The 15,354-nt window shown below is 62.5% G+C and carries 15 protein-coding genes; 8 read left to right on the top strand and 7 right to left on the bottom strand.

Annotated elements, in window-relative coordinates; all coding sequences use genetic code 11:
• Nucleotides 1–36: 36 nt before the first annotated feature.
• Nucleotides 37–1,413, bottom strand: coding sequence for an L-serine ammonia-lyase (locus tag ACZ445_RS05280; protein WP_310863496.1), 1,377 nt, complete (start codon nt 1,411–1,413; stop codon nt 37–39).
• A gap of 137 nt (nt 1,414–1,550) precedes the next feature.
• Between ACZ445_RS05280 and ACZ445_RS05285 the strand changes: the two genes are divergently transcribed.
• Nucleotides 1,551–2,498: a LysR substrate-binding domain-containing protein gene (locus ACZ445_RS05285; RefSeq protein WP_179029859.1), complete on the top strand. Its 948-nt coding sequence runs from the start codon at nt 1,551–1,553 to the stop codon at nt 2,496–2,498.
• 212 nt (nt 2,499–2,710) lie between these two features.
• Entirely contained in the window at nt 2,711–3,121 is a 411-nt protein-coding gene (locus ACZ445_RS05290) for an HPF/RaiA family ribosome-associated protein (RefSeq protein ID WP_016978251.1), read from the top strand.
• A 54-nt stretch (nt 3,122–3,175) separates the two neighbouring features.
• Here the strand turns inward: ACZ445_RS05290 and ACZ445_RS05295 are convergent, their stop codons facing one another.
• Nucleotides 3,176–4,687, bottom strand: coding sequence for an MFS transporter (locus ACZ445_RS05295; RefSeq protein WP_179029860.1), 1,512 nt, complete (start codon nt 4,685–4,687; stop codon nt 3,176–3,178).
• A gap of 105 nt (nt 4,688–4,792) precedes the next feature.
• Between ACZ445_RS05295 and ACZ445_RS05300 the strand changes: the two genes are divergently transcribed.
• Nucleotides 4,793–5,665: a LysR family transcriptional regulator gene (locus tag ACZ445_RS05300; protein WP_464708594.1), complete on the top strand. Its 873-nt coding sequence runs from the start codon at nt 4,793–4,795 to the stop codon at nt 5,663–5,665.
• A gap of 219 nt (nt 5,666–5,884) precedes the next feature.
• On the opposite strand, the gene fecA is transcribed toward ACZ445_RS05300, so the two are convergent.
• The 3 genes from fecA to ACZ445_RS05315 form a co-directional block, all read right to left on the bottom strand.
• Nucleotides 5,885–8,221: a TonB-dependent Fe(3+) dicitrate receptor FecA gene (gene fecA / locus ACZ445_RS05305; RefSeq protein WP_464708045.1), complete on the bottom strand. Its 2,337-nt coding sequence runs from the start codon at nt 8,219–8,221 to the stop codon at nt 5,885–5,887.
• 91 nt (nt 8,222–8,312) lie between these two features.
• The gene (locus ACZ445_RS05310; RefSeq protein ID WP_464708046.1) at nt 8,313–9,254 is read right to left on the bottom strand and encodes a FecR domain-containing protein; all 942 of its coding nucleotides are present in this window, start codon (nt 9,252–9,254) and stop codon (nt 8,313–8,315) included.
• Complete coding sequence (locus ACZ445_RS05315; RefSeq protein ID WP_179029496.1) at nt 9,251–9,739, bottom strand: sigma-70 family RNA polymerase sigma factor; 489 nt, start codon at nt 9,737–9,739, stop codon at nt 9,251–9,253. The genes ACZ445_RS05310 and ACZ445_RS05315 overlap by 4 nt, the downstream gene beginning before the upstream one ends.
• Before the next feature lie 170 nt (nt 9,740–9,909).
• On the opposite strand from ACZ445_RS05315, the gene ACZ445_RS05320 reads away from it, so the two are divergent.
• From ACZ445_RS05320 to ACZ445_RS05340, 5 genes are read left to right on the top strand one after another with little or no spacing between them, the layout of a single operon-like run.
• Nucleotides 9,910–10,212, top strand: a complete 303-nt coding sequence (locus tag ACZ445_RS05320; RefSeq protein ID WP_071488626.1) for a DUF3649 domain-containing protein — start codon at nt 9,910–9,912, stop codon at nt 10,210–10,212.
• Nucleotides 10,209–11,783: a PepSY-associated TM helix domain-containing protein gene (locus tag ACZ445_RS05325; protein WP_464708047.1), complete on the top strand. Its 1,575-nt coding sequence runs from the start codon at nt 10,209–10,211 to the stop codon at nt 11,781–11,783. The genes ACZ445_RS05320 and ACZ445_RS05325 overlap by 4 nt, the downstream gene beginning before the upstream one ends.
• Nucleotides 11,784–12,110: a DUF3325 domain-containing protein gene (locus ACZ445_RS05330; RefSeq protein WP_058425788.1), complete on the top strand. Its 327-nt coding sequence runs from the start codon at nt 11,784–11,786 to the stop codon at nt 12,108–12,110.
• 11 nt (nt 12,111–12,121) lie between these two features.
• Nucleotides 12,122–12,697 (top strand): RNA polymerase sigma factor, encoded by a 576-nt coding sequence (locus tag ACZ445_RS05335; protein WP_058425787.1) that lies wholly within the window; start codon nt 12,122–12,124, stop codon nt 12,695–12,697.
• Nucleotides 12,694–13,671 carry a FecR family protein gene (locus ACZ445_RS05340; RefSeq protein WP_464708049.1) on the top strand — a complete coding sequence of 326 codons (978 nt, stop codon included), beginning with the start codon at nt 12,694–12,696 and terminating at the stop codon, nt 13,669–13,671. The genes ACZ445_RS05335 and ACZ445_RS05340 overlap by 4 nt, the downstream gene beginning before the upstream one ends.
• Here ACZ445_RS05340 and ACZ445_RS05345 read toward each other — a convergent pair whose 3' ends face one another.
• Nucleotides 13,672–14,022 (bottom strand): glutaredoxin family protein, encoded by a 351-nt coding sequence (locus ACZ445_RS05345; RefSeq protein ID WP_058425785.1) that lies wholly within the window; start codon nt 14,020–14,022, stop codon nt 13,672–13,674.
• Nucleotides 14,022–15,026, bottom strand: a complete 1,005-nt coding sequence (gene yejK, locus ACZ445_RS05350; protein ID WP_010212893.1) for a nucleoid-associated protein YejK — start codon at nt 15,024–15,026, stop codon at nt 14,022–14,024. Before yejK ends, ACZ445_RS05345 begins: the two co-directional genes overlap by 1 nt.
• Nucleotides 15,027–15,354 lie beyond the last annotated feature (328 nt).

The raw sequence follows: 15,354 nt of genomic DNA on the forward strand, positions 1-15,354 counted from the left end.
CGCGGGCTCACGTTGGGGCAGGTAGCAGTGCTCCGATCAGCACTCCACCCAGCTGACCGCCAGGCCGCCCCGTGAAGTTTCTTTGTATTTGTCATGCATATCGGCGCCGGTATCGCGCATGGTGCGGATTACCCGGTCGAGGGAAATGAAGTGCTTGCCGTCACCGCGCAGGGCCATTTGCGTGGCGTTGATCGCCTTGACGGCGGCGATGGCGTTGCGCTCGATGCATGGCACTTGCACCAGGCCGCCGACCGGGTCGCAGGTGAGGCCCAGGTTATGTTCCAGGCCGATTTCGGCGGCGTTTTCCAGTTGCTCGGGGGTTGCACCGAGCACGTCCGCCAAACCGGCGGCGGCCATGGCACAGGCCGAGCCGACTTCGCCCTGGCAGCCGACTTCGGCGCCGGAGATCGAGGCGTTTTTCTTGCACAGGATGCCGACGGCGGCGGCAGCCAGGAAGAAATTGACCACATCGTCGTCGGACGCGTCGGCATTGAACTTCATGTAGTAATGCAGCACGGCCGGGATGATCCCGGCGGCGCCGTTGGTCGGGGCGGTGACCATGCGCCCGCCGGCGGCGTTTTCTTCGTTGACAGCGAGGGCGAACAGGTTGACCCACTCCATCGCCGACAAGGTGGAGGTGATGACATTCGGCTTGCCGATTTCCAACAGGCTGCGGTGCAGTTTCGCGGCGCGGCGCGGCACGTCCAGGCCACCCGGCAGGATGCCTTCATCGCGCAGGCCTTGCTCCACGCATTCGCGCATCACCGACCAGATATGCAGCAGGCCGTTGCGGATATCGGCGTCGCTGCGCCACGCACGTTCGTTGGCCATCATCAGTTCGGAAACCCGCAGGCCGTGCTTGTTGCACAAGGCCAGCAGCTCGACGGCGCTGGAGAAGTCGTAGGGCAATTGCACATCGCTGGTCGGCGCAATGCCCGAGGCTGCCTCGGCTGCTTCGATAATGAAACCACCGCCCACCGAGTAGTAGGTTTGCTCGCTCAGCAGGCCGTTTTCACCGTAGGCATGCAGGGACATGGCGTTGGGATGGTAAGGCAGGCTTTCGTCCAACAGCAGGAGGTCGGTGTGCCAGTTGAAGGCAATCTCCTGTTGGCCTGCGAGCAATAAGCGGCCGGATTCGCGCAGTTGCTGGATACGGGCATTGATCGACGTGGGATCGACGGTGTCTGGCCACTCGCCCATCAAGCCCATTACGCAGGCGCGGTCGGTGGCATGGCCGACACCGGTGGCGGACAGCGAGCCATACAAGCGCACCTCCACACGGTGAGTGTGGTTCAGCAGTTGTTGGTCGATCAGGGCCTGGACGAAGGTCGCCGCCGCGCGCATGGGGCCGACGGTATGGGAGCTGGAAGGGCCGATGCCCACCTTGAATAGATCAAACACACTGATAGCCATGCTAAAGCCTTACAAGCAATGGAGTAGGAATCGCTGCCATGTTTTGTAGGACGAGCGCAATTGGCGCGATACTGAGCCTCTGGCACGGCACTGACCAACGAATTATCCTAAGACACCCTTTAGCAGGACTAAACGCTATGACCCGGCCCCTTCATGGCCAGACGTATGTCTGGCTGCACGTTTTTTCCTGTGCGGCACGGCATTTGTCGTTTACCCGCTGCGCCGAAGAACTGCACATCACGCCGGGCGCGGTGAGCCAGCAAATCCGCCAGTTGGAGGAGCGTTTGGGTTTCCGCTTGTTTCATCGGCGTGCCCGTGGGGTGGAGCTGAGTGCCGAGGGCCAGCGCCTGGCCGCCACGGTGGGTGAGGCCTACGGCAGCATCGATGCCGAATTGCAGCGGTTGGACGCGGGCATGATCAGTGGCACCCTGCGCCTGCGCTCGATCCCGTCGTTTCTCGGCAAATGGTTGACCCCGCGTTTGCCGCGCCTGCAGCAGCGCTTTCCGGATATCCAATTGCGCATGGTCGCCGAGGACAGCAGCATCGCCCTGCACGAGGGCGACTTCGACCTGGCCATCGACTTGAATGACGGCAGTTACCCCGGCCTGTTATCCACAGCCTTGCTCGACGAGCAGATTTTCCCGGTGTGCGCGCCGAGCCTGCTGCGCGGTCGTCCACCGTTGCATGGCCCGGCCGACCTGGTGCATTTCCCGCTGCTGCATGACATCACCGCCTGGCGTGGGAGCTATGAGTATGCGGAGTGGGAGTTTTACCTGAATGCCATCGGCTATCACGACGCCGATGTGCGCCGTGGCCATACCTTCAACCGTAACCACCTGACCATCGAGGCCGCCATCGCCGGCATGGGCGTGGCCATCGCACGGCGTACGTTGCTTAATGATGAGTTGGAACGCGGTACCTTGATCGTGCCCTTCGGCCTGGCTGTGCCTAACCATAAACGCTACGTGTTGCTGTATGCGCCGGGTGCGCTGAGCCATCCGGGCGTGCGTGCGGTGCACGATTGGCTGGTGGAGGAAGCGGAGATTTTTCGCGCATTGCACCCGTTGGGAGAGGGGCAATTGTGAGGTTGATTGCACGTAAGAAGATGTAACTAACTCCCCACCCTAACAGCGTTTTTGCTCGTCGTCAGGCTTAATTTGTAATGTAGGATTTATCTTTGCAAAGGGGTTGAATTGTTCTGCTGAGTGCTCAATTGTGTAATCAAGAGGTCATGGTTTCACCACCCCGGTGTCGCAGTTGTGACCTCTCGCGAGCTAGCTGAAATAAGGGAAGAACTATGCAAATCCAAGTCAATAGCGATAACCATATTGAAAGCAGCATCCGACTGGAGGAGTGGGTACGTACTACCATTGAGAGCACGCTCGAACGCTACGAAGAAGACCTGACCCGAGTGGAGGTCTATCTGCGGGATGAGAACGGCGACAAGCCCGGTCCCCACGATTTGAGTTGCCGCCTGGAAGCGCGGCCAAAAGGCCATCAACCGCTGTCGGTACTGCACAAGGCCGATACCCTGGAACAGGCGATCGACGGTGCGGCGACCAAGCTGGACCATGCGTTGGAACATCTGTTTGGCAAACTGCAAGGCAAGCCGCGCGCTGCCGGGAAAAACCAGCCAACCACCAAAGTCAATGAAGATGAGCTTGAGCAGGAGTTCCTGGAAAAAGAACGTGCCGTGTTCAACGGCTGATAACTTTCCCACGCTCCACTAAGAACGGGCCTGCATTTGCAGGCCCGTTTTCATTTACTGCCCGCGTCGGAAAAAGTACCGGCTCGATAGCGCCAGCCCACAGGCACCCAACCCTGCAAACAGCATCGTCCAGCCGGCACCATGGCGCAGTGCGCCCTGGGCCTGCGTGGCGTTCATCCCCGGTACACCGAGCTTGCCGGCCGCGATATTCTGGCTGATGCCCGGCCAATCCAGCGCCGTGGCGCCTGGCAGCACATTGGCCAGTTGAGCGCTGATCCCCAGCAACAGCACCAGCCCCATCAACGCGATGTTGAGCGCCAGGGTAATCAGCCGTGCGCTCAGGTCGATGCCCGATGCCATGCCGGCGCGGTCTGCCGACACCGAGCCGGTGGTGGTGTTGGTGGTGGGGGAGTTGGTCAGCGCCAGGCCCATGCCGGCAATGATGCAACTGGCCAGGATCAGCAGGATGCTGGGTTGCGCCGCCCGATTGGCGGCGGCCATGGCCAGGAAACCCGCACCCATCAACCCCAGGCCCAACGGAATGATGCGCTCGGCGCCATAGCGCAGGGCCAGGCGCTCCGCCAGCGGCGGCACCAGCAGCGTGGGCAGGGTGTAGGCGAGCAGGGCGCCACCGCTGGTCAGCGTGTCATAGCCCAGGCCCGCCTGGAAATACAACGGCAGGTAGATCATGAACGGCCAGAAGCTGAAGTTCATGCCAATGGAACCCATCAAGGCGCCATTGAAGCGCTGGATGCGGAATACCGAGAAGTCAAACATCGGGTGGGCGCTGCGTCGCTCAACGACGATGAACAGCAGCAACCCGGCCACTGCCAGTCCCGCCCAGCCGAGCATGGCCAGTGTGCCAAAACCGTTCTCGGTGCCCTGGGTGATGAAGTAGACCAGCGCGAACACCGACAGCGTCAAGGTGAGCATGCCGGCGATGTCCAGGCGATGGCCGGCCGGGTCGCGGGATTCCTGCACGCTCACGTGCAGCAGCACCAGGGTGAACAGGGTGAGCGGCACATGCACCAGGAACACCCAGCGCCAGTCCGCTACCGCCAGGATCAATGCGCCCACCATCGGCCCGAAGCCCAGGCCCACGCCGGCGATCACGCCCCAGATCGCGAACGCCCGTGCCCGCGCCGCCGGTTCGCGAAACAGGTGCGACAGAATCGCGAACTGGCAAATCATCATCGCCCCGGCGCCCACGCCCTGGACGAAGCGCGCGGCAATCAGCGTCGGTGCATCGTTCGCCAGCCCGCACGCCAGCGAAGCCAGCCCGAACAACCACAGGCACAGCACCAGCATGCGCTTGCGGCCAAAACGGTCCGCCAGGGTGCCGGCTGCCATCAACACGCTGGTGCAGGCCAGGGTATAGGCATTCATGATCCATTGGGCATCCTGGAAACCCGTGCCCAGTTGCTGTTCCAGCGTGGGCAGGATCACCGGCACGCTGGAGATCTCCAGGCCGAACATCAGGGCGACAAGGCATACGGCGGTGAGGGCGAGGCCATTTCTGGCTGAGCGGGGTGGGTTGGCGGCCGATAACGTGGCGGCGGGTGGCATGGGACTCTCCTGAGGTTGAGGGACCGTTAGATTTTCAGGGGAATCTGTTTCTTTATTCGTGATAAGTTTTCCAGCAATAAGGGAATCATGGGCGACAATATAATCATGACCACTGCGCGTTTTGATGGCGTTGAACTGTTTCTGCAGATCGTCGAGAGCGGCAACCTGACGGAGGCTGCCGAACGCCTGAACCTGACGCGTTCGGCGGTGGGCAAGGGCCTGGCACGGCTGGAGGCGCGGCTGGGGACTTGCCTGTTGCAGCGCTCCACTCGCCGCCAGCGGCTGACGGAAGACGGGCAGGCGTACTACGAGCATTGCCTGCGCGCACTGGCCGAACTCGACGCTGCTGAATCTGTGCTGGAAAGCGGCCGGCAGCAGCCACGCGGCCGACTGCGCGCAAGCGTGCCGCTGGCTTTCGGGCATCACTATGCGGCGCCCGCGTTGTGGGGGTTGATGGACCGTTATCCGGCGCTGGAGATCGAGGTTTGTTTTGCTGATCGCATGACCGACCTGGTGCAGGAAGGCTTTGATATCGCCGTGCGAATCGGCCCTTTGCCCGACACCGACCGCTTGAGCGCACGGCGCCTGGGCGAACAGTCCGTGGGGCTGGCTGCTTCACCGGCGTACTTGCAGCGGGTAGGGCGGATTGAATCGGCCGACGACCTTGCCGGCCATCGCGGCATTGCCTACCGCAGCAATACGCCGCACCGCTCGCGGGTCGTATCACCGTTGGTGCTGGATGACCTCCAGGCCGTGGCGGACGCTGCTATCGCGGGCGTCGGCCTGGCCTGGCTGCCCAGTTGGTTGATTGCACACTATGTGCTGCGAGGGCAGTTGGAAGCGGTGTTACCCGCCTACCGTGAGCAACCCTCGCCAATCCACGTGATCTGGCCAACCGCCGCGCATATGCCGGCCAAAACCCGCTGTGCCATCGACGCTTTGGTCGCAGCTACCCCCAGTTGCCTGGCGGGCAGTTAGAAGCGGCTGGCGGGGGATGAGCTGTGTCCATTGTGGTGAGCGGGCTTGCCCCGCGTTGGGCTGCGCAGCAGCCCCAATAAGAGCACTGCAGTGTGCCAGACAGCTCCGGGGCTATGTTTTGGGGCTGCTTCGCAGCCCAACGCGAGGCAAGCCCGCTCGCCACAACAGGCCCGGTAACCACGACAAACCTGCTCACCACAGAGAGTGCTTCTCGCGCAGTTAGAACGCGATCGAGGTCTGCACGTACACCGTGCGCGGTTCGCCGACGTACTTGCCCTTGTTGTTGTCGTCGAACGAGCGCGTGTAGTACTGCTTGTTGAAGATGTTTTTCACCCCCACCGCCACATTCAGATCCGACAGCTGCGGGCCGAAGTCATACGCGGCGCGGCTGCTGAACAGCATGTAGCCGGGAATGCGGCCATTCGCGCCGTCGGCGCTTTCGGCCTGGGTGTTGGCGTTGTCCGCGAACTGGCTGCTCTGGTAGCTGCTGTCCAGGTTGAGCTTCCAGCGACCTTCGGTGTAACCCACGCCCAGGGTGCCTTTGTGCTTGGACGAGAAGGGCACGCGGTTGCCTTTGTTCGGGCCGTCTTCGCGGATGGTGGCGTCGACATAGGCGTAAGTGGCGTACACATCAAAGCCGGCCAGTGCCGGGCTCAAGCCATCGAGCGCGTAGTTGACGCTGGTCTCGATGCCCTGGTGGCGGGTTTCGCCACGGGCAATCACCGAGTCGTTGGTCTGGTTGCTTTCGTACTGGTTGTCGAAGTTGATCAGGAACGCGCCGATCTCGGCACGCAAGGTGCCGTCGTCGTAGCGGGTGCCCAGTTCCCAGGTGCGGGCTTTTTCCGGTTTCACTTCGCCGCTGGTCACGCGGTTGGGCATCTGGCTGTACTGCACGCTGCCGAACGAACCTTCGGTATTGGCATAGAGGTTCCAGCTGTCGGTGAGGTGATAAAGCACGTTCAGTGCGGGCAGCGCGGTGTTGTAGTCGCCTTTGTACTTGACGTGGGTGAGGTTGTTGGTTTGCTGGGACTCGATCATCTCGTAGCGCACGCCCGGGGTGATGGTCCACTTGCCGATATCAATCCGGTCGTCGATGAAGAATGCATTGGCTTCGGTGCCGCCACGGGTGTCGCGGTCGTTGCGGCTGTTGGTGGTGGGGATCTGCTGGTTGGCGGCAATCGGCGTGCGGTAGCGCAGTTCGTGGCCGGCTTCGTTGATGTAGCGGTAGCCCACGCCCACTTCGTGGCTGGTCGGGCCCAGGTCGAAGCCTTGGGCGAAGCGGGTTTCCAGGCCGCGTACCCAGTACTCGCGAGGGGATAGCGAGAGGAAGGTGCCCTGGTCCAGGTAACCGCTGCGCAGGGTCTTGGTGAAGAAGCTGTTTACGGTGAATTCGCGACGGTCCTGCTCATAGCGATAGCCGACATTGAACATCGTGCGGCGGCCCCAGAATTTATCGTAGGGACGGGTGGACTGGTACGGATCTGCCTTGTAGTCCGCAACGTTCAACCCCCCAGGCATATCGGCCTGGCCTTCGTAGTACTGCGCCATGGCGTTGAAGCTGTTGGCGTCATCGAGCTGGTATTTGCCCTTGAGGATCAGGTCGTCGATGCGCGTGTTGCTGTTCTCGCGCCAGTCGCCGCCACGGGTGCCGGAGTACAGCAGCGCACCGCCCAGACCATTGTCGGCTGTGCCGCCGGCCAGCAGATTGCCGGTGGTCTTGAAGCCGTCATGGCTGGAGGACGGGCTGGTTTCGGTCTGCAGGCCGCCTTTGACCGTGGGCGCATCCGGGATCGCCCGGGTCACGAAGTTGACCACGCCACCGACGTTCTGCGGGCCGTAGCGTACGGCGCCGCCGCCACGCACCACGTCAACGGCGTCCATGTTGCCCATGCTGATCGGCGCGAACGACAGTTGGGGTTGGCCGTACGGCGCAAACGGCACCGGGATGCCGTCCATCAGTACGGTGGAACGCGAGGCCAGGCGCGGGTTGAGGCCGCGAATACCGAAGTTCAGCGCCATGTCGTGGCTGCCGGTGCCGTTATTGTCCGGGGCGTTGACGCCGGGGATGCGATTGAGAACGTCCTTGGCCTGGGTGGCGCCCTGGCGTTCGAATTCTTCGCGGCGGATCACGTCACGGGCGCCAGGGTGTTCGAACACGTTGGTCTGTGCTGCGTCGCCGAGCCAGTCGCCGACCACACTGGAGGTGCCCAACTCGATAGTCGCCGGCGCACTGGCCGGTTGCAGGCTGTAGGCATTGTCGCCTTCGGCGCGGGCTTGCAGGCCGGTGCCTTCCAGCAGTTTCTGCAGGCCGTCCGCGGCGCCATAGTTACCGGACAAGCCACGGCTCTGCATGCCCGCGGTGACTTGCGAGCCGAAGGAAATCAGCACACCCGCTTCACGTCCGAATTGATTCAGCGCCGCTTCCAGCGAACTCGGTGCGATGTGATAAGGCTTGGCCTCAGCCGCCATGGCGTGTGGCAGTACCGTAAGACTCAGGCTGGCGCCAAGCAGGAGTTGGCGCAGGGTGCGGGCGAGAAGCGTGGGTTGCTGGGGCATGAAGAGCGGTCCTGAGAAGGAAGGATCAAGGGGGCTTTCCTTCTCTGTCACGCGAGGTGTGGAAAACGGCTCACAGTGTTTTGAATTAATTTCAGGCGCGTGCCTGCACCGTCACCCAATACCGCGTGAATCGCCGTACTTTCACCGGCAGGCTCACTTCCAGCAGGTCCAGAATCCGTTCACTGTCGTCCAGCGGGTAGCTGCCGGAGATCAACAGGTTGGCCACCTGCGGGTCGCAATTGAGCTGGCCACGACGATAACGGCCGAGTTCGCCGAGGAAATCTTCCAGCCGCATGTGGGCGGCGACCAGCATACCGTCGGCCCAGGCGCCGCTGTTGGCGTCGGTAGGGCGCGGGGTATCCCAGCCTTTGCGGGTGAAGTTGACCTGGTGCGCGGCCTCGACCGTCAGCGGCAGGCAGCTGTAGGTGTTGGGCATTACTTCGACGCGGCCATCGAATACCGCCAACTGGGTGTGGTCGTTGAACTGACGCACGTTCATGCGTGCCGCGTGGCTGGTGAGCAGACCCTGGCCGGTCAACACGTTCAGCGGTGTGTTGCCGGCGATACCGGTCAGCAGGATTTCGCCTTCAAGCAGGCGGATCAGTCTTTGCTGGCCATCGAAGTGCACGTCCACTGCGCTGCCGGTATTGAGCTGCAACTGACTGCCGTCCGCCAGTTGCACTTTGCGGCGCTGGCCGACCGGGCTGCGGTAATCGGCGGTCAGCGGCGGCAGGATATGTTGCTGGCGCAGGCCCCAGGCAGCCGCCGAACCGGCACCGAGGATCAACAGCAACTTGAGCGCCTGGCGGCGGCTGGTGGAGGTTGGCGCGTTCAACGCCGCATGGGCAAGGGGCGAGGGCATGCCGCGCAGGCGCTGGTTGACGCGTTGCATGTGGTCCCAGGCGCGCTGGTGTTCGCTGTGGGCGTTCAGCCAGTGTTGCCAGGCAGCCTGCTGGCGAGGGTTGAGTCCGCCTTGCTGCATTTCCATCAGCCAATGCACGGCCTGTTCGGCGACTTGAGTGGAGAAGTTCATAGGGCGAAATAGCAGCGCATGGCCGCTTTGGTCAGGTGACGTTTGACGGTGGCGATGGAAATCCCAAGCTCCGCGCCGATTTGCGCGTAGGTCAGCCCATCCAGTTGCGCCAGCAGGAAGGCGCGCTTGACCTGCACGGGCAGGCCATCGAGCAGTTGGTCCAGCTCGACCAGGGTTTGCAGGATGATTGCGCGTTCTTCTTCGGATGGCGCCACGTGTTCGGGCATCTGTGCCAGGGCATCGAGGTAGGCGCGTTCCAGGTCCAGGCGGCGGTAGAAGTTGAACAGCACGCGCTTGGCGACGGTGGTGAGAAACGCCCGGGGCTCGACCAGAGTGGGGGTTTCCCGCGCGGTGAGCACGCGCATGAAGGTGTCCTGCGCCAGGTCGGCGGCGCTTTCCGGGCAGCCTAGCTTGCGTCGCAACCAGCCGGTGAGCCAGTGGTGATGGTCGGTGTACAAAACTTCGACGGTGTTGGACGGGCTCAACGGGGACACTCCACAAGCATTGTCATGCTTTAGAGAACAAGAATTGTTCGCATTGTAGGGCGCGTGAGTGGCTTCGGCAATCCATCCGCACAGGTGATTCATCCGTTCTGTTTTGCTTATGAGAATATTTATCATTAATATTGCGCGCTGATGAACCTGGCGCCTCCCGCATGAAAAGCAAAACCTCGCTGCCTGTCTCCTATCGTCTCGCCGTGACCTCGCGTGTGCTGGCTGCCGTGGTGGGCGGTTACCTGATGGCGTCCCTGGCCAGCATCTGTCTGGCGCTGTGGCTGCCTACCTCTCGCGCCGATGCGGTGATCACCGGGATGATGAGTTCCTTCGTGTTTTACCTGCTCGCTGTGCTCTGGTGTTTCGCCTGCCGCAGTGCCGCACGCGCCTGGTTCGGTGTGCTGCTGCCAAGTGCGGCGTTCGCCACCCTGGCGGGCGTGGGTTTGTGGATGACACGAGTATGAAAGAGGGTTTCCGTCAGGCCATGGCCTGGTTGCACACCTGGGCCGGGTTGATCTTCGGCTGGCTGCTGTTTGCAATTTTCCTGACAGGCACCCTGTCGTATTTCAAGGACGAGATCAGCCACTGGATGCAGCCCGAAGTGCAGGCCCGTCCCCTGGACGATGCGCGCAGCCTCACCGTGGCGCAAACCTATCTGCAGCAGGTCGCACCCACCGCCGCACGCTGGTTCATCACCTTGCCGGACAGCCGCGACCCCGGCCTGTCGGTGATGTGGCAGGACAAGGTCGACCCCGGCAAGCGTGGCAACTTCATCCAGAAAACCCTTGACCCCGTCACCGGCCAGGCCGTGCAGGCTCGTGAAAGCATGGGCGGCGAGTTCTTCTATCGTTTCCATTTCCAGCTGCAAATGCCTCACCCGTGGGGCCGCTGGCTGTCGACCATCGCCGCGATGGTGATGTTCATCGCGCTGATTACCGGCATCATCACCCACAAGAAAATCTTCAAGGACTTCTTCACCTTCCGCCCCCGCAAAGGCCAGCGTTCCTGGCTCGACGGGCACAACGCGGTGGGTGTGCTGATGCTGCCTTTCCATCTGATGATCACCTACAGCAGCCTGGTGATCTTCATGAGCATGGTGATGCCGGCGCCGATCCTGGCTTCCTATGGCAACGACACCCGCGCCTTTTTCAGCGAGGTGTTCCCGAATACCAACAACGCCCCTGCATTGGGCCAGCCGGGGACATTGCTGCCGCTGGTGCCGATGTACGAGCAGGCACGGGCGCAGTGGGCGGGTGGGCATGTGGGGCGCGTGGCGGTGAATAACCCCGGCGATGTGAACGCCTCGGTCAATGTATTTCGCGCAGGTTCCGACAGCGTGGTGCACGATTTCGGCAGCACTGTGTCCTTCAATGGCAGCACCGGTGAACTGTTGCGAGTGAGTGGCGGGCAGTCGCTGCCGGCTGCCATCGGCGGCAGTTTCTATGGCCTGCACATGGGGCATTTCGCCGGCCCGGTGCTGCGCTGGTTGTACTTTATCTGTGGGCTGGCGGGCACGGCGATGATCGGCACCGGGCTGGTCATCTGGCTTGGCAAGCGCCAGCTCAAGCACGCCAAGACCGGTGTGATGCCCTTTGAATTGCGACTGGTGGAAGTGCTGAACATCGCCAGCATGTCCGGCCTGATGATCGCCATCGCGGTGTTTTTCTGGGCCAACCGCCTGCTGCCGGTGAACTTCGCCGAGCGTTCCGACTGGGAAGTGCAGACCTTCTTTATCGCCTGGGGCCTGAGCCTGCTGCACGCGATCCTGCGGCGTGGCCGCCAGGGCTGGGTCGAGCAGTTGAGCGTCGGCGCGTTGCTGTTTATCGCCATTCCATTGCTCAACGCGTTGACCACCTCGCACCACCTCGGCGTTTCATTGGCCTCCGGCGACTGGGCGATGGCCGGCTTCGACCTGACGTGCCTGGCCAGCGGTGTGTTCCTCGGCTGGGCCGCCTGGAAGATGCAGCATCGCGCCGCGCCTGCGCCCAAGGTTGAACGCACACGCGAGTTGACGCTCAAGCAGGAGGCGAACTGAATGCTACTGGCGCTGCTGATGTGCTACGTCGGGTTCACCGCATTGTGCTTATCCACCGACCGTCATCACGGTGAGTTGCTGCACAGCAAACTCTCGTCCCGTCGGCGTACGGGGTTACGTGTGGCCGGGTGGTTGCTGCTGACCGTGTCGATCTGGCCCGCCGTGGCCATCGCCGGTTGGGGCCAGGGCCTGGTGGAGTGGTGCGCCGTGTTGATGCTCAGCGCACTGCTGTTGGTGCTGCTGTTGCCGTATCGGCCAAGGCTGGCCCTGATCCTGGCGGGTGTCGGCCTGCTCGCCAGCCCCGTTGCAGCCTTCGCCACCCTTTGAGCCCGCCCACGATGATCAGCACCCCACCGGAACCCCAGGACAGCCAGCACGCTGACGCGGCCGGTGGGCGTGCGCATTTCCTGCAAGTGTTCCTGTCCCAGCGCTCGCAGATGGAAGCGTTGGTGAGTCGCCGCGTGGGGTGCCGCGCCACGGCGGCCGACCTGGTACAGGACCTGTTCCTGCGCTTCTGGCGCCGGCCACTGGTGCAGGTCGAAGAACTCAGCACCTACCTGCTGCGCTGCGCCGGTAATATCGCCATCGATCACCTGCGCAGCGAAGGCGCAAGGGTGCGCAGCAGCGAAGGCTGGCTGCCCGAACAGCATGACAACCAGGGCTCCGAGCCCCAGGCGGCGCTGGAAGCGGGCAATGATCTGCGCCATGTCGAAGCGGCCCTGCGTAGCTTGCCCGAGCGTACGCGGCAGATTTTCCTGCTCAACCGCATCCACGGCCGCAAGTACGCAGAAATCGCCAAGGCCATGGGCCTGTCCCAAAGTGCCGTGGAAAAACATATGATGCGTGCCCTCGAAGCCTGCAAAGCCAGCCTTCGCGACCCCTCATCCCCACGCACGCCAGGGAAAGCACCGTGAACGTCACCCCCACGCCCGCCCAGGAACAAGCCGCACTGGCCTGGCTGAGCCTGTTGCATGACCAGCCGAGCAGCGGAGACCAGGCCACGTTCAGCCGCTGGCTGCGGGCCGATCCTGCGCATGTCGAGGCCTATTCCCAGGCTCAGGTGCTGTGGGAGTTGAGCGAAGTTCCGGCGCGCAGGCTGGCGGATGAAGAGGCCATGGCCTTGCAGGGCTACCTCAATGCGATGAACACCCCGAAGCGTTCGCGGGTGGTGCGTTGGTCCGGGGCGTTGGCCATGGCTGCGTGCCTGTTAGTGATGGTGTCCATGGGCGCCGGGTGGCAGCCGTCGCGCTGGGTCGATGACTTTGGTGCGGACTATGTGACGGCCCCCGGGGAAATCAAAACCGTCACGCTGGCTGACAACTCCCAAGTCACCCTGGACGCTGACAGCGCCATCGCCGTGGATTTCAGCCATGGCGAGCGACATATCCAGTTGCGTCGCGGCGCCGGTTTTTTCAGCGTGACTCACACTGGGCAATCCTTCGTGGTGGAGGCGGGCAGCGGTGAAGCGCGGGTGCTGGGTACGCAATTCGAAGTGCGCCTGCAACCGGCAGGCGCCCAGGTGACGGTGTTGTCCGGGCGGGTTGGGGTGACGCTGTCAAAGCAGGGGCAACAGCAGATTCTTACCGCCGGCCAGCAAGTGGCCTACGCCGATGGCATTGCTGAGCCGATGCATGGGGTCGACAGCGAATCACGCCTGGCCTGGCGCGACGGCTGGCTCAACTACTACAAGGCGCCGCTGGCGGACGTGGTGAAGGATCTGGGCCGTTACTACCCCGGTCGCATCCTGTTGCTCAACGACGAGATGGGCGCCAAGCGCGTCAGCGGCAGCTTCCCGAGCAAAGACCCACAGGCTGTGCTGAATGCCTTGCAGGCGGTTCTCGGTTTTGAACAGCACCAGGTGCTGGGGCGCATGATCGTGGTGCGCTGATTACTTCAGCGCCGCCATGATCTTCTCGGGGCTGTACTCGCGAATCAGCGTGCCGTTCACGTCCACAAACGGAATCCCGCCGCCGCCCAACGCCTCATACGCCTTGCGCGCCTGGGCGTCCTTCTCGATATCGAACGCCTGGTAGGGGATGCCTTTCTGGTCCAGGAAACGGCGGATCTGCTTGCAGTACCCGCACCATTCGGTGGCGTAGAGCACCACGCGCGCCTTCGCCCGTGTCTGCTCTGGCACCACCTGCGAGGGGTTGAACACCCGCTCGATCTTGCCCCAGTTCTGGATCACCACCACCACCAGCAGTACCAGCAGGACTTTCTTGAAGACCCCGCCCAGCATCAGTTACGGCGCTTGAGCTGGTCGGTCAGTTGGGTCGGCAGGCCCTTGATGATCAAGGTGCCGGCGGCTTCGTCGTACTCGATCTTGTCGCCCAGCAGGTGTGCTTCAAAGCTGATGGACAAACCTTCGGCGCGGCCGGTGAAGCGGCGGAACTGGTTGAGGGTGCGTTTATCCGCCGGGATCTCCGGCGACAGGCCGTAATCCTTGTTGCGGATATGGTCGTAGAACGCCTTTGGCCGATCTTCATCGATCAGCCCCGAGAGTTCTTCCAGGCCCATGGGTTCGCCAAGCTTGGCCTGGCTGCTGGCGTAGTCCACCAGGGTCTTGGTCTTTTCGCGGGCGGATTCGTCGGGCAGGTCTTCGCTTTCAACGAAGTCGCTGAAGGCCTTGAGCAGGGTGCGGGTCTCGCCCGGGCCGTCGACGCCTTCCTGGCAACCGATAAAGTCGCGGAAGTATTCCGACACCTTCTTGCCGTTCTTGCCCTTGATAAACGAGATGTACTGCTTGGACTGCTTGTTGTTCTGCCACTCGGACACGTTGATCCGCGCCGCCAGGTGCAGTTGGCCCAGGTCCAGGTGACGGGACGGGGTCACGTCCAGCTCGTCGGTCACCGCCACGCCTTCGCTGTGGTGCAGCAGGGCAATGGCCAGGTAGTCGGTCATGCCCTGTTGGTAGTGGGCGAACAGCACATGCCCGCCGGTGGAAAGGTTGGACTCTTCCATCAGCTTCTGCAGGTGCTCGACCGCCGTGCGGCTGAAGGTGGTGAAATCCTGCCCGCCGTCGAAATACTCCTTCAACCAGCCGCTGAACGGGTGCGCGCCGGACTCGGCATGGAAGAAACCCCAGGCCTTGCCTTGTTTGGCGTTGTAGCTCTCGTTGAGGTCGGCAAGCATGTTCTCGATGGCGGCCGACTCGGCAAGCTCGGAGTCGCGGGCGTGGAGAACTGCAGGTGTGCCGTCGGGTTTTTTGTCGATCAGGTGGACGATGCAATGACGGATCGGCATAGGCTTCTCGGCTGGTTGAGAGGGGAGCGGTGGGTCTCCCCGAAAAGTCGCCAAGTGTACCGCACCATTGGCCAAGACGTGCTTGGAAGGGTGTTTTGGGCACCTTCCGACGGGGCATATGCCTTTTTTTCACGGTTTAGAGCGATAAAGCTGACCAAATGGGTAGGTAGAGGCGGATATTTCCCCGTCTCTGTGCTAGTTTTGCCCCGTCTTACGCCAAGTCTCGGCGATAAGCGTGCATTCAGCATCTGTCAGGTCGAACCAATCCCCGTTTCAAGCATCTATAACCCCGATCTCCGTGGTTATAAGCCTGGGGTGCCAGGCCATG

It is taken from the genome of Pseudomonas allii, from assembly GCF_055380095.1.

Excerpts from the sequence above, each read along its gene's own strand:
- ACZ445_RS05280 (WP_310863496.1), bottom strand. The coding sequence starts at position 1,413 with ATGGCTATCAGTGTGTTTGATCTATTCAAGGTGGGCATCGGCCCTTCC.
- ACZ445_RS05285 (WP_179029859.1), top strand. The coding sequence starts at position 1,551 with ATGACCCGGCCCCTTCATGGCCAGACGTATGTCTGGCTGCACGTTTTT.
- ACZ445_RS05290 (WP_016978251.1), top strand. The coding sequence starts at position 2,711 with ATGCAAATCCAAGTCAATAGCGATAACCATATTGAAAGCAGCATCCGA.
- ACZ445_RS05295 (WP_179029860.1), bottom strand. The coding sequence starts at position 4,687 with ATGCCACCCGCCGCCACGTTATCGGCCGCCAACCCACCCCGCTCAGCC.
- ACZ445_RS05300 (WP_464708594.1), top strand. The coding sequence starts at position 4,793 with ATGACCACTGCGCGTTTTGATGGCGTTGAACTGTTTCTGCAGATCGTC.
- fecA (WP_464708045.1), bottom strand. The coding sequence starts at position 8,221 with ATGCCCCAGCAACCCACGCTTCTCGCCCGCACCCTGCGCCAACTCCTG.
- ACZ445_RS05310 (WP_464708046.1), bottom strand. The coding sequence starts at position 9,254 with ATGAACTTCTCCACTCAAGTCGCCGAACAGGCCGTGCATTGGCTGATG.
- ACZ445_RS05320 (WP_071488626.1), top strand. The coding sequence starts at position 9,910 with ATGAAAAGCAAAACCTCGCTGCCTGTCTCCTATCGTCTCGCCGTGACC.
- ACZ445_RS05325 (WP_464708047.1), top strand. The coding sequence starts at position 10,209 with ATGAAAGAGGGTTTCCGTCAGGCCATGGCCTGGTTGCACACCTGGGCC.
- ACZ445_RS05330 (WP_058425788.1), top strand. The coding sequence starts at position 11,784 with ATGCTACTGGCGCTGCTGATGTGCTACGTCGGGTTCACCGCATTGTGC.
- ACZ445_RS05335 (WP_058425787.1), top strand. The coding sequence starts at position 12,122 with ATGATCAGCACCCCACCGGAACCCCAGGACAGCCAGCACGCTGACGCG.
- ACZ445_RS05345 (WP_058425785.1), bottom strand. The coding sequence starts at position 14,022 with ATGCTGGGCGGGGTCTTCAAGAAAGTCCTGCTGGTACTGCTGGTGGTG.
- yejK (WP_010212893.1), bottom strand. The coding sequence starts at position 15,026 with ATGCCGATCCGTCATTGCATCGTCCACCTGATCGACAAAAAACCCGAC.